This window comes from Pseudomonas sp. PWP3-1b2 (assembly GCF_049896045.1).
In the GTDB taxonomy this organism is placed as follows: domain Bacteria; phylum Pseudomonadota; class Gammaproteobacteria; order Pseudomonadales; family Pseudomonadaceae; genus Aquipseudomonas; species Aquipseudomonas antarctica_B.
Genome location: NZ_JAFCTN010000024.1, coordinates 54,011 through 66,426 on the forward strand (window position 1 = coordinate 54,011; position 12,416 = coordinate 66,426).

The following is a 12,416-nucleotide window of genomic DNA, read 5'->3' on the forward strand; positions in this document are numbered from 1 at the left end:
CCGCGTTGCATGCATCGCGGGCAAGCCCGCCCCTACAGTGCTTCAGTCCGCTGTCGGTGCAGGCTGGATGGCCAGCTGGTCGGCCAGGCGCACAAACGCGGCCAGGTCCAGTTGCTCGGGGCGCAGGCTGCCATCGACGCCGGCGGCTTCGATTTCAGCGTTGCTCAGCAGCGCCTTGAGCGTGTTGCGCAGGGTCTTGCGGCGCTGGTTGAACGCCTCGCGTACCACGCGTTCCAGCAACTTGTGATCCTTGGCCGGGTGCGGCAGCACAGCGTGGGGCACCAGGCGCACGATCGCCGAGTCGACCTTCGGCGGCGGGTTGAACGCACCAGGGCCGACGTTGAAAAGGTGTTCCACACGGCAATGGTACTGAACCATGATCGACAGGCGACCCCAGTCACCACCGCCAGGGCCTGCCGCCAAACGCTCAACCACTTCTTTTTGCAGCATGAAGTGCATGTCGCGGATGATCCCGGCGTTGTTCAGCAGATGGAATATCAGCGGCGTGGAGATGTTGTAAGGCAAGTTGCCGACAACCCGCAGGCTGTTCGGCGCGGCGTTCAGGCTGTTGAAATCGAACTTCAGCGCATCGCCCTGATGCAGGTTGAAGTTGGGTTGGCCGGCGAACTGCTGGTTGAGGATCGGGATCAGGTCCTTGTCCAACTCAACCACGTCCAGTTGGCCGCCGCTGTTAAGCAGGCCCTTGGTCAGCGCGCCCTGGCCCGGGCCGATTTCCAGCAGACGGTCTTCGGGCTTGGCGTGGATGGAGCGCAGGATGCGATCAATCACGCCAGCGTCGTGCAGGAAGTTTTGCCCGAAACGCTTGCGCGCCCGGTGTTGGTAGTGCTCAGTCATATACGGGTCTCGGCCATCTGATAGGCGGTTTCCAGGGCCACGTGCAGGCTGCCGGTATCGATCTTGCCGCTGCCCGCGAGGTCCAGGGCAGTGCCATGGTCGACGGAGGTGCGGATGATCGGCAGGCCCAGTGTCACGTTGACTGCGGCGCCAAAGCCTTTGTATTTCAGCACAGGCAGCCCCTGGTCATGGTACATCGCCAGCACTGCGTCGCAGTGCTCCAGATATTTGGGGGTAAACAGAGTGTCTGCAGGCAGTGGGCCACGCAGGTCCATGCCTTCTTGGCGCAGACGCTCTAATGTCGGTTCAATGATGTCGATTTCTTCATGGCCCAAGTGGCCGCCTTCACCAGCGTGCGGGTTAAGCCCACAGACCAGGATGCGCGGTTGGGCGATGCCGAATTTTTGTTGCAGGTCGGCGTACAGGATGCGCGTGACACGCTCAACGCGCTCGGCGGTGATGGCATCGGCAACATCGCGCAGCGGCAGGTGCGTCGTCACCAGCGCGACGCGCAGGCCGCGAGTGGCCAGCATCATCACAACCTGGGGGGTGTGGGTCAGCTCGGCAAGGAATTCGGTGTGGCCGGAAAAGGCGATCCCGGATTCATTGATCACGCCCTTGTGCACCGGGGCCGTAATCATTCCGGCAAAATCGCCGTCGATACAGCCTTGTCCGGCGCGGGTCAGGGTTTCCAGAACGAAAGCCGCATTGGCCTTGTCCAGTTGCCCGGCAACCACCTCTGCCTGCAACGGGGTATGCCACACGTACAGGCTGCCCGCCGGTGCTGGCAGGTCGGGCCAGTTGCCTGGCGCCACGTCCAGCAGGTTGACAGCCACGCCCAGTTGCGCGGCTCGCTCAATGAGCAAGTCGCGGCTGGTAATGGCAATCAGGGGGTGTGGCTGAGGTTGCGAGGCGAGTAGCAGGCAAAGGTCTGGACCAATGCCGGCCGGCTCGCCGGGTGTTACCGCGAAACGCTTGGGTTTCACTGAGTTGCCTGATCGGCGCCTGTTTGCTCGGCGGCGGGCAGCTTGTTTTCTACGTAGGCTTCGTCACGGATCTGACGCAACCAGGTTTGCAGCTCTTCGTCATATTTGCGGTTGCGCAGTACGGTCAGGGCTTGTTGCTCGCGGGCCTGGTTGGTGTTGTCGGTGGCACGACGGCCAAGGACTTCCAGTACATGCCAGCCGTATTGGGTCTTGAATGGCTTGGACAGAACGCCTTGCGGAGTTTTGGCCATTACTTCCTGGAATTCCGGCACCAATGCTTTCGGGTCGATCCAGTTCAGGTCGCCGCCGTTAAGCGCCGAACCCGGGTCTTCCGAGAAGCTCTTGGCCAGGGTGGCGAAATCTTCACCGCCTTCAATGCGGTCATAGATCTTCTGGGCCAGTTCCTTGGTTTGCGCTTCGGTGCGGATTTCGCTTGGTTTGACCAGAATGTGACGAACGTGTACTTCGTCTTTCAGCGAGGTCTCGCCGCCGCGTTTGCCCAGCAGCTTGATGATAATGAAGCCACCTGGAGTGCGAGCCGGCTGAGTGATGCCGCCCACTTCCATGGCACTCAACTCGCGGTCAAACGGAGGCGGCAATTGAGCGGCTTTACGCCAGCCCATGTCACCGCCGTCCAGTGCGTTGTCACTGCCGGAGACGGCAATAGCGGTCTGGGCGAAGTCGGCACCGGCTTTCAGGCGGTCATAAACAGCCTGGGTTTTTGCGGCTGCAGCATTGAGCTGCTCGGCGCTGGCGCTGTCCGGTGTGGAGATCAGGATGTTGGCCAGGTGCAGTTCTTCGGAAAGCTGCTGCTTGCCAAGGTCAGACGCGAGGAAGTTCTTCACTTCCTGCTCCGACACCTGAACCCGCTCGGCCACGCGGCGCTGACGGACACGGCTGATGATCATTTCACGCTTGATCTGGTCACGCGCGTCCTCATAGGACAGGCCATCGTGAGCCAGAGCGGCGCGGAACTGATCAATACTCATGTTGTTGCGCTGAGCAATGGTGCCTACAGCCTGGTTCAACTCTTCGTCCGAAATACGGATGCCGGAGCGATCGCCGATCTGCAGTTGCAGGTTCTCGACAATCAGGCGCTCCAGAACCTGTGGTTCCAGCACGCTGGTAGGCGGCACGCCACCACCGCGCTTGGCGATGGTTTGCTGAACTTCCTTGACCCGTTGGTCCAGTTGGCTCTGCATGATCACGTCGTTATCGACGATGGCGGCGACTTTATCCAGCTGTTGAACCGCTGCGTGTGCCGAAGCGGTACCCAGGAACAGCGCGCCCAGCACAAGCGGGCGCAGACAATCAGAAAGCTTGATCTTCACGTTCACGATAACCTTGAATGCCTTTGTCGAGGAAGCTCTCTACCTTGGCGCCGGTCAGGCCGCCGAGTCCTTTAAGGACGATCTGGAAGAAGAGCCCGTGGTCACCCTTTTCGTTGAGCGGGGCGATCTGGCTGTATTCGTCGTTGGAAACCCAGTAACGGTTGATGACGCGCAGTTTCCAGCAGCAGTTGTCGTATTCGAAACCACCAAAGGCTTCCAGGGTACGGTTGCGGGCGTAGTCATACTGCCAGCGGGTGATCAGGTTCCACTGAGGAACGATCGGCCACATCATCGAGAAGTCGTGTTGCTGGATTTTGTAGTAATCCTTCACGTAGTTTTCAGTGCCAGGTGTGCCGTAGTCACCGCCGAACTGCCATTTACCGGTCAGCTGGTTGTAGACCACCTGGTCATTGCGATAGCGGTAGCCGAGGTTGATGATCTTGTTCGGATTGTCTTCCGGCTGATAGTGGAACATTGCGCTGCCGGAGCGAGCGCTGTGTTCCTCGGTGTCCCAGTTGTAGTCAGCAGTGGCACGCCAGTCGCGGTTAAAGCGGAATTCGTATTCCAGGGCGACAGGTGACACATCAGACTGTGAGTCGGCACGGTCCGAAGCCAGGATGCCTGGCAATTGAACTTCGCGATCCTTGAAGTACACGGCCTGGCCCACGGAAACCCGTTGACGTTCAAAGCCATTGTCTTCGATCCAGCGGCTGGTGACACCCAGGGACAGTTTGTTCTCGTCGCCAATACGGTCGGTCCCGCTGAAGCGGTTATCGCGGAACAGCGAAGCGTAGCTGAACGAGTATTCACTGGTGTCGAATACCGGAATATCGCTCTGGTCCTTGTTAGGCACATAGAGATAGAAGGCACGCGGCTCCAGGGTCTGGCGATAGTCTTTGCCGAACCAGTTCGTGTTGCGGTCGAAGTACAGGCCGCTGTCGACGCTGGCGATGGGGACAGCACGATCCTGGTCGCTTTTGAATGTACCACCAGCGTAAGGATTGGAGGCCGTTGCTGCATTTTGAGCCGCGATGATCTGGTTTTTGCCGGTGGCATCAAGGTCAAGATCATACTTGGTATAGACATACTTGAGCTTCGGCGTAATGAAGCCGTAGGTCCAGTTCATCGGGTATTCAACGGCTGGCGCGACGTTCAAGCGAGTGCCGTTTGCACGAGTCAGGCCTGTAACGAATGTATCCAGACGAGGCGAAATCGCACCGTTTTCGTCTGTAAACGTACCGTTTTGCAGGTCGCGATCAAAACGAACGGCTTCCGTCTCGTAAGTGAAGTTCAACCCGCCCGGATGGTACGGCAGCGCACCGTTGAAGGTGATCTGCGGTAGCCGATCATACGGCTGGATCTGGGAGATCGTCGCCAGTTGGTAAGCCTGGACGTTCAAGCGAGCCTGGTAGTAGTCGCCGTTGTAAGTTACCGCACCTTGCTGGTTCAGGAAGTCACGGTTCTCAACCCCTTCCTGGTAGGTCTTCAAGTCCTGGAAGTAATAAGGGTCGCTGATCTTGGTGTAGTCGACCCGAGTCGACAGCCTGGAATCCAGCCCGCCCTTATGCTGCCAATTGAGCATATAACGGGTTTTTTCGTAATCGCTCTGACCCTTGCGCTCGTCGCTGTCGTCGTTCAGGTACGCACCGCCGAACTGGCCTTCGCTCGACTTGGTGAGGTAGCGGAATTCGCCTTCCATCATCATGCCGCGCTTGGTCATGTATTGCGGGTACAACGTGGCGTCGTAGTTCGGCGCCAGGTTGAAGTAGTACGGCGTAACCAGTGTGAAGCCGGTTTCGCTGCCGGTGCTGAAGCTAGGCGGCAGGAAGCCGGACTGACGACGGTCGTCGATCGGGAAATAGATGTAAGGGGTGTACAGGATCGGAATGTTCTTGATCCGCAACGTCGCGTTGGTCGCCGTACCGAAACCGGTGGCCGGGTTCAACGTGATGTTGTTGCCCTTGAGCTGCCAGGCGTTGCTGTCCGGCTCGCAGGTGGTGTACGTACCGTCCTTGAGACGGATGACCGCGTTTTCAGCACGCTTGGCGTACAGCGCGTTACCGCGGATACGCGATTTGTGCAGCACGTATTCGGCGTTGTCGATCTGGGCCGCGCCGGTATCGAGCTGGACTTCGGCATGGTCGCCGACGATCAGGGCGCCGTTGTCGCGCAGACGGACATCGCCGGTCAGCTCGCCACGGTTTTCAGCCTGATACAGATTGGCTTCCTGAGACTCCAGCTGCATGCTGCCCTGGCGCATGACGACGTCACCGGCCAGGGTCGCGATTTGCTGTTCCTGCTCGTAACGAGAGACCTTGGCGCCGATGAATGTCGGCGCGTCGCTCTTGTTCGTCTTGTCGTTCATGCCAGGACGGGTCGGCTCGATGTACGCGCCGGAGCAATAAGGACCGGTTTCAGCCAGTTGGGCTGCGGTCAGCTTATCGCGGGGCACCCAGTCCAGGTGGCTGTAGTCGGCACTGCGCGCGCGCAGGCCTCGGCCCTTGGCTTCGGTGACCAGCGCGGTCTTCGGTTCGGCCGCGGCACTGCCGCCGGCGTCGGCCTGGGCCGTGTCGCCGGCAGCACTGACGGCTGCACCGTCATGCACCGGGCGCGGTGGTAATGGGGCTGCGGCGGTTTTCGGCGCGCAATCCCAGGCACCCGAAGCAGAGACTGAGCAGTCATACTGTTCCGCGGCGACCACGAATGAGGTGGCGAAAGGTTGCATGGCCAGCAGACTGCCGGTTACCAGCAACGGAAATTTTCTACGAAACGCGGGGGATTTCAATGCCATCTTATTAGTCCGGGCTTCCTGCGTGCCATCTGCCCGCGGTGTGGGCCGCACGCCTCTCGATGGTCTGAAAAAGATGCGTGATAATAAAGCATGACCCGCTTGACGGCTAGCGCCGTCGGAGACCCTTGTAATGCCCGAGCAAGATATACGTTTACAACAGCTGGAAGTCTGGCTGGAAGAGCAGTTACCGATCCTTTTTAACGCTCAAGGTTGGGGTGCCGTACCCCCGGCCACATTGACCGCGGCCAGCAGCGACGCGAGTTTCAGGCGTTACTTCAGGTGGGAGGGGGGCGATCAATCTTTCGTCGTCATGGACGCGCCACCCCCCCAGGAAAACTGCAAACCTTTCGTCGATATCGCTGATTTACTCGCGAAATCGGGAATTAATGTGCCAAAAATATATGCAGAAGATTTGCCGCGAGGCTTTCTTTTGCTTAATGACCTGGGCACAAAGACCTATCTGGACGTGATTGACGAGCAAAACGCCGACACATTGTTCACCGATGCCATCGACGCACTGCTGGCTTTTCAGCAATTGCCGATGCACGCGCCACTGCCAAGCTATGACGTTGCCTTGCTGCGCCGCGAGCTGGAATTGTTTCCAGAGTGGTACGTGCGCCGGCATTTGGGTATCGAGCTTGATACCCGGCAACAGGCGCTTTGGCAGCGCGTCAGCGACCACCTGATCGACAGTGCGCTGGCCCAGCCCAAAGTCCTGGTGCATCGCGACTATATGCCGCGCAACCTGATGATCAGCCAACCGAACCCCGGCGTGCTGGATTTTCAGGACGCGGTTTACGGTCCGGTCACGTATGACATCACGTGCCTGTTCAAGGATGCGTTTCTCAGCTGGCCTCAAGCCCGCGTGCGGGAGTGGCAGCGTGGTTACTGGGAGCGTGCCGGGAAACTGGGCATTCCGGTTCAGGCGGATTTCGGCGAGTTCCTGCGTGCCAGCGACCTGATGGGCGTACAGCGCCACCTCAAGGTCATCGGCATTTTTGCGCGCATTTGCCACCGTGACGGCAAACCACGCTACCTGGCCGACGTGCCGCGCTTCTTTGCTTATATAGAAGCGGTGCTGGCAGACCGTCCTGAGTTGAATGAACTGGGCGAACTGCTCGCCAGCCTGCGCCAACCCAACGAGGCGAACCCATGAAGGCAATGATCCTGGCGGCGGGCAAGGGCGAGCGTATGCGCCCGCTTACCTTGCACACGCCCAAACCCCTGGTGCAGGCGGGGGGCAAGCGGCTGATCGAGTATCACCTCGAGGCGTTGGCGAAGGCCGGCTTCAGTGACATCGTGATCAACCATGCCTGGCTGGGCCAGCAAATCGAAAGCTACCTGGGCGACGGTGCCCAGTTCGGCCTGCGCATTCAGTACTCGCCCGAGGGTGAACCCCTGGAAACCGGGGGCGGGATTTTCAAGGCGCTGCCGCTGTTGGGGGGCGAGCCGTTCCTGCTGGTCAATGGCGACATCTGGACCGACTACGACTTCGCCCGCTTGCGCAAGCCGCTACAGGGGCTGGCCCATCTGGTGATGGTCGATAACCCGGCGCATCACCCCAGCGGTGGAGATTTCTACCTCGATCAGGGTTTGCTTCATGATGCCGCGCCCGGTGCCGATAACCTGACCTTCAGTGGCATTTCAGTGCTCGACCCCCAGTTGTTCGCGGGTTGCAGTGCCGGTGCCTTCAAGCTGGCGCCGCTGCTGCGCGCGGCGATGGCCAAAGGTCTGGTAACGGGGGAACACATGACGGGACGCTGGGTTGATGTGGGTACGCTGGAACGCTTGGCGCAGGTCGAAACCCTGCTGACTGCGGGGCAATAACATGTTGTGGCCAGGGACGCTGATCGGCGCCGGGGCTGGCTTTGCCATTGCCAGTATTCCGGGGGCATTGTTGGGTGCTTTATTGGGGCAGGCACTGGATCGCCGCCTGCAACTGCAAAGCTGGGCGCAATTGCGCGAGCGCCTGGGTGGGCGCCCGGCATTGCGTAACGACGAATTGCTGTTTGTGCTGTTGGGGCGCCTGGCCAAAAGTAATGGCCGGGTCGCGGATGGGCATATCCGGCAGGCGCGCCAGGAGATGCACTCGCTGGACATGTCCGAGCCGGCCCGGCGCCGTGCTATCTCGGCGTTCAACCGTGGCAAGTCCGGCTCCGACCGGGTGCGCAGTTATCTGCGCTTACTCAAGGCCCAGCCCCATGCCGCCGAAGGCATGTTGCGTGCGTGTTGGCGTATGGCCTGGGCGGACGGCAGGGCGGATGACGCCGAGCGCGAGTTGATCGAACTGTGGGGCAAATGGCTTGGCTGGACACCGCAGCAGCTCAAGGCACTGGCGTCCGACTATGTTCAGGAGCGCAAGCCGCTGGCCAATCGGGCCGGGGCTTATCAGGACGCGTTGCGGATTCTGGGGGTGACGTCCACCTCCGAGCCGTCAGTGATCAAGCACGCGTATCGCCGTCTGCTCAGCCGTCACCATCCGGACAAAATCGCCGGCAGTGGCGCCAGCCCCGCGCAGGTGCGTGAAGCGACCGAGCGAACGCGTGAACTGCACAGCGCCTACACGTTAATTCGCGAACGACGGGATTTTCGGTAGTTACCTCGGTTTCGACCTGATAACCCAATACCCTGTGGGAGCTGGCTTGCCTGCGATAGCGGTGTGTCAGCCAAGCAGTTGTCACTGACAGCCCGCCATCGCAGGCAAGCCAGCTCCCACAGTGGATTGGATTATCAGGCCAGGGTCACTGGGCAGCAGCCTGCGGACTCAACCACCCACGAATCCGCCGATACAGCTGCTCCTGCTCCGCCGAACTGTCGCCCGGCACGGCCTTGAGTGACACCTGCTTATAACCCTCATTCTTCCCACGCTTTGCCGCATTGCTGCGTGCCAGGGCGTTTTTGCGGTCCTGTTCGCCATCCTGATAAAACACATCCGCCGTCGGCACTTTCAGCGCCGGGGCCAGTTGTTGCAGGTTCGGCTGACGGCCCGCAGGCGTTTTACCCGCCACCATCACCAGCTTCTGCACCTGGGCCGGCTGCTTCTCGCTCAAATAACGCGCGGCCCACCAAGCGCCGGTGCCATGGCCGAGCAGCACGACGCTGCGCGCGCTTTGGGTCTGGGCGAAGGCCACGGCGGCGTCGATACGGTCAAAGATGCGCTTGGCGTCAGTTTTGTCCTGCTCATCCGCGCCCGGCACCACCGCCGGGTCAGTGCCATCGGCTTCGGCGCTGGCGGCTTGTTCGATAGGTTTGGCGGCGGTGCTGCCGTCTTTACTGCTGGTGTCGACAGCGGCCGTGGGCGCTTCCATCACCCGCGGCGGCAGGGTGTCCATGTTCACGTCCGGTAACGAAAGACTGAGAGTGCCCCAGTTGGCGTCCGGCAATTTGCTGCGCAATGGCGCGATTGCTTGCGGCCAGTCAGCACTTTCCCCGGCGCCCGGCACAATAATCACCACGCCTTCGGGCTCTGCGCTGTTGGCCGGTTTCCACAGGGCCAGAAATGAATCGCTGCCGGCCTGCAATTGTTGCTGCTCTTGTTGTGGAATCTGCCGTTCCAGAGCGGTGGCTTCTTCTGCGCTACGTTCGGGCAGAGGATGGCGTTCAACCGGCTTCTCGGCGGCGGGCGCAGGTGCGTCGGCGGCCTGAACAGAAAAGGCGCTGGTAAATAGCAGCGACAGGCACAATGCTGGCAGTGCCGAACGGTGAATAAAGGGCATCGTTAATTCCCGGCCAGAAGTGATTCCAGCAGCCTAATGGGTTGATCAGTATTTGTCAGTGATGTGAGACGTGGATCATGGGTTTTCGCTGTCTGCTGGTTATCGGCTGTTTGTGCGTTGCCTTGATGGCAACGGCCGCGCCTGCGCCTGTCGCACCGCAGGCGCAATTGGATGCGCAGCAGCGTGAATGGCTGGCGCAGCACCCGGAACTACGCGTGGGCGTGGTGTTGCAGGCGCCATACGCACAATACGATAGGCGCCTGCAGCGGTTGTCCGGGGCCAATGTGGAATTGATGCAATGGTTGGCCAAGGCGCTGAACATTGAGCTGTTGTGGCGCAATTTCCCGAGTCAGGAGCAACTGGAAGCTGCCGTGCGTGACGGCGAGGTGGACATCGCCCCCGGCTTGCAGCAAACCCCGGCCAGTTTGCGCCTGTGGTTATTTACCGACCCCTATATGCGCGTGCCCCAGCACATCGTCGGTATTCGCGACGGCGGCGGCGTGGTGGACCTGGAAAAACTCGACGAACACGCCCGCGTCGCCGTGCGCATGCCCAGCGCCGTGGCCGATTACCTGCGCAGCACCTACCCCAACCTGAACCTGCAAGGCGTGCCCATGGAGCGCCAGGCCCTGCAATTGCTGGTGAGCCAGCAAGCGCGCTACGCCGTGGTGGACGAGGCGCAATTGAGCCGGTTGTCAGGCGAGGCGGAGTTCGCCGGGCTGGCGGTTGTCGGCGACATCGGCCTGCCGCAATTGCTGCGGGTGGCCACGCGCCGTGAGTGGCCGGAACTGGCAACCATCATGCAAAGCGCTTTACGCGCGATACCGGCCCGCGACCTCGACCAATTGCACAGCCGCTGGCTGCAACCCAAATACCCTCGGCTGACTGAGTCTGCGGGCCTGTGGCAAAACCTTTGCCTGCTGTTGGGCCTGTTCCTGCTCGCCAGCCTGGCCGTGGTGTTCTGGCAACGTCGCCAGCAACGGGGGCTCGAACACAGCCTGCTGGCCGCCCGCGAAGAAAGCGCCGCGCGGGCTGCCGGCGCCGAGGCCCTGCAACTGACGCAATTTTCCATCGACCAAAGCACCGTTGGCATTCTCTGGGTCAATTGGGACAGCCATGTGCGCTACGCCAATCGCGCCGCCGAAAGCATGCTGGGCTACACACCCGGCGCATTGATCGAGCGACCGCTGATTGATTTCGACCCGACCCTGGACATGGATCGCTGGCTCAACCTGTGGAAGCGCGCGCGTGCCAGCGAGGAAGGGCCGCAAAACTTCGCCACCGATTGCCTGCGCGCTGACGGCAGTGTCCTGCCCGCCGACGTGTCGTTGAGCTTTTTGCGATTTGCCGACGGCGAATACCTGGTCGTCTACCTCAATGACGTCACCGAACGTCGTCGCTACGTGGCCGCGTTGCTGCAAAGCGAGGCGCAGCTGCGCGAATTGTCAGCCCACCTGGAAACCGTGCGCGAAGAGGAAAAGGCGCGAATTGCCCGTGAAGTCCACGATGAACTTGGGCAGATGCTCACGGTGCTCAAGCTGGAAACCTCGATGTGCGAGTTGGCCTATGCGCAACTCGACCCCGGCTTGAACGAGCGGCTGAACAGCATGAAGCGCTTGATCGCCCAGCTGTTCCAGCTGGTGCGCGACGTGGCCACTGCCCTGCGCCCGCCGATTCTCGACGCCGGCATTGCCTCGGCCATCGAGTGGCAAGCCCGGCGTTTCGAAGCCCGCACGCACATCCCGTGTCTGGTGCAAGTCCCGGACAACTTGCCCGCCTTGAGCGACGGCAAGGCCATCGGCCTGTTCCGGATTCTTCAGGAAGCGCTGACCAATGTGATGCGCCATGCCCAGGCGCATACTGTCGAACTGACATTGACCGTGGAAGGCCCGGACCTGCGGTTGACCATCAGTGATGACGGCGTGGGTTTCGTCCAGGGCGAAGGGCGGCCGGTGTCGTTTGGCGTGGTCGGCATGCGTGAGCGTGTGTTGATGATGGGCGGGCAGATGAGCCTGCACAGCGAGCCGGGGGAGGGCACCACCCTGAGTGTTACGGTGCCGCTGGATGCCTGACTATAAGAGGAAACCCCTGTGATTCGCGTACTGGTAGCCGAAGACCACACCATCGTTCGAGAAGGCATCAAGCAACTGATCGGCCTGGCCAAAGACCTGCTGGTGGTCGGTGAGGCGGGCAATGGCGAACAATTGCTGGAGACCTTGCGCCATGTGCCGTGCGAGGTGGTGTTGCTGGATATCTCGATGCCCGGCGTGAATGGCCTGGAAGCCATCGCGCGCATTCGGGCGCTGAGTAACCCGCCGGCGATTCTGGTGCTGTCGATGCACGACGAGGCGCAAATGGCGGCCCGCGCCTTGAAAGTCGGCGCGGCGGGGTATGCCACCAAGGACAGCGACCCGGCGCTGTTGCTGACCGCTATCCGCAAGGTGGCGGCAGGCGGGCGTTACATCGACCCGGACCTGGCCGACCGCATGGTGTTTGAAGTGGGCCTTACCGATAACCGGCCACTGCATTCATTGCTGTCGGAGCGCGAGTTCTCGGTATTCGAGCGCCTGGCTCAGGGCGCCAACGTCAACGATATCGCCGGGCAACTGGCGCTGAGCAGCAAGACCATCAGCACCCACAAGGCGCGCTTGATGCAAAAGCTCAATATCACGTCATTGGCCGAGTTGGTGAAGTACGCGATGGAGCACAAGCTGCTTTAATCGCATGCCTGTTTGCG

General features: G+C 60.9%; 10 protein-coding genes. 5 read left to right on the forward strand and 5 right to left on the reverse strand.

Annotated elements, in window-relative coordinates; all coding sequences use genetic code 11:
* Window positions 1-42 precede the first annotated feature (42 nt).
* From rsmA to ACP7A2_RS16845, 4 genes are read right to left on the reverse strand one after another with little or no spacing between them, the layout of a single operon-like run.
* A complete protein-coding gene (rsmA, locus tag ACP7A2_RS16830) occupies window positions 43-855 on the reverse strand; it encodes a 16S rRNA (adenine(1518)-N(6)/adenine(1519)-N(6))-dimethyltransferase RsmA (protein WP_426135120.1) in 813 nt (270 codons plus the stop codon).
* Entirely contained in the window at window positions 852-1,841 is a 990-nt protein-coding gene (gene pdxA / locus ACP7A2_RS16835; protein WP_426135121.1) for a 4-hydroxythreonine-4-phosphate dehydrogenase PdxA, read from the reverse strand. Before pdxA ends, rsmA begins: the two co-directional genes overlap by 4 nt.
* Window positions 1,838-3,172, reverse strand: a complete 1,335-nt coding sequence (locus ACP7A2_RS16840) for a peptidylprolyl isomerase (protein ID WP_426135122.1) — start codon at window positions 3,170-3,172, stop codon at window positions 1,838-1,840. Before ACP7A2_RS16840 ends, pdxA begins: the two co-directional genes overlap by 4 nt.
* Complete coding sequence (locus ACP7A2_RS16845; RefSeq protein ID WP_426135123.1) at window positions 3,153-5,963, reverse strand: LPS-assembly protein LptD; 2,811 nt, start codon at window positions 5,961-5,963, stop codon at window positions 3,153-3,155. The genes ACP7A2_RS16840 and ACP7A2_RS16845 overlap by 20 nt, the downstream gene beginning before the upstream one ends.
* Before the next feature lie 130 nt (window positions 5,964-6,093).
* Between ACP7A2_RS16845 and ACP7A2_RS16850 the strand changes: the two genes are divergently transcribed.
* From ACP7A2_RS16850 to ACP7A2_RS16860, 3 genes are read left to right on the forward strand one after another with little or no spacing between them, the layout of a single operon-like run.
* A complete protein-coding gene (locus ACP7A2_RS16850; RefSeq protein WP_426135124.1) occupies window positions 6,094-7,119 on the forward strand; it encodes an aminoglycoside phosphotransferase family protein in 1,026 nt (341 codons plus the stop codon).
* Complete coding sequence (gene murU / locus ACP7A2_RS16855) at window positions 7,116-7,790, forward strand: N-acetylmuramate alpha-1-phosphate uridylyltransferase MurU (protein WP_426135125.1); 675 nt, start codon at window positions 7,116-7,118, stop codon at window positions 7,788-7,790. The genes ACP7A2_RS16850 and murU overlap by 4 nt, the downstream gene beginning before the upstream one ends.
* A gap of 1 nt (window position 7,791) precedes the next feature.
* The gene (locus tag ACP7A2_RS16860) at window positions 7,792-8,559 is read left to right on the forward strand and encodes a TerB family tellurite resistance protein (RefSeq protein ID WP_348056513.1); all 768 of its coding nucleotides are present in this window, start codon (window positions 7,792-7,794) and stop codon (window positions 8,557-8,559) included.
* Window positions 8,560-8,704: 145 nt separating this feature from the next.
* Here ACP7A2_RS16860 and ACP7A2_RS16865 read toward each other — a convergent pair whose 3' ends face one another.
* Entirely contained in the window at window positions 8,705-9,679 is a 975-nt protein-coding gene (locus ACP7A2_RS16865; RefSeq protein WP_426135126.1) for an alpha/beta hydrolase family protein, read from the reverse strand.
* Window positions 9,680-9,756: 77 nt separating this feature from the next.
* Here ACP7A2_RS16865 and ACP7A2_RS16870 point away from each other — a divergent pair, with 77 nt between their 5' ends.
* Both ACP7A2_RS16870 and ACP7A2_RS16875 read left to right on the forward strand, forming a co-directional pair.
* Window positions 9,757-11,751 (forward strand): PAS domain-containing sensor histidine kinase, encoded by a 1,995-nt coding sequence (locus tag ACP7A2_RS16870; RefSeq protein WP_426135127.1) that lies wholly within the window; start codon window positions 9,757-9,759, stop codon window positions 11,749-11,751.
* A gap of 18 nt (window positions 11,752-11,769) precedes the next feature.
* Window positions 11,770-12,399: a response regulator transcription factor gene (locus tag ACP7A2_RS16875; RefSeq protein WP_348056507.1), complete on the forward strand. Its 630-nt coding sequence runs from the start codon at window positions 11,770-11,772 to the stop codon at window positions 12,397-12,399.
* The last annotated feature ends 17 nt before the right edge of the window (window positions 12,400-12,416 follow it).

Excerpts from the sequence above, each read along its gene's own strand:
- ACP7A2_RS16860 (WP_348056513.1), top strand. The coding sequence starts at position 7,792 with ATGTTGTGGCCAGGGACGCTGATCGGCGCCGGGGCTGGCTTTGCCATT.
- ACP7A2_RS16850 (WP_426135124.1), top strand. The coding sequence starts at position 6,094 with ATGCCCGAGCAAGATATACGTTTACAACAGCTGGAAGTCTGGCTGGAA.
- ACP7A2_RS16865 (WP_426135126.1), bottom strand. The coding sequence starts at position 9,679 with ATGCCCTTTATTCACCGTTCGGCACTGCCAGCATTGTGCCTGTCGCTG.
- ACP7A2_RS16845 (WP_426135123.1), bottom strand. The coding sequence starts at position 5,963 with ATGGCATTGAAATCCCCCGCGTTTCGTAGAAAATTTCCGTTGCTGGTA.
- murU (WP_426135125.1), top strand. The coding sequence starts at position 7,116 with ATGAAGGCAATGATCCTGGCGGCGGGCAAGGGCGAGCGTATGCGCCCG.
- rsmA (WP_426135120.1), bottom strand. The coding sequence starts at position 855 with ATGACTGAGCACTACCAACACCGGGCGCGCAAGCGTTTCGGGCAAAAC.
- ACP7A2_RS16870 (WP_426135127.1), top strand. The coding sequence starts at position 9,757 with ATGGGTTTTCGCTGTCTGCTGGTTATCGGCTGTTTGTGCGTTGCCTTG.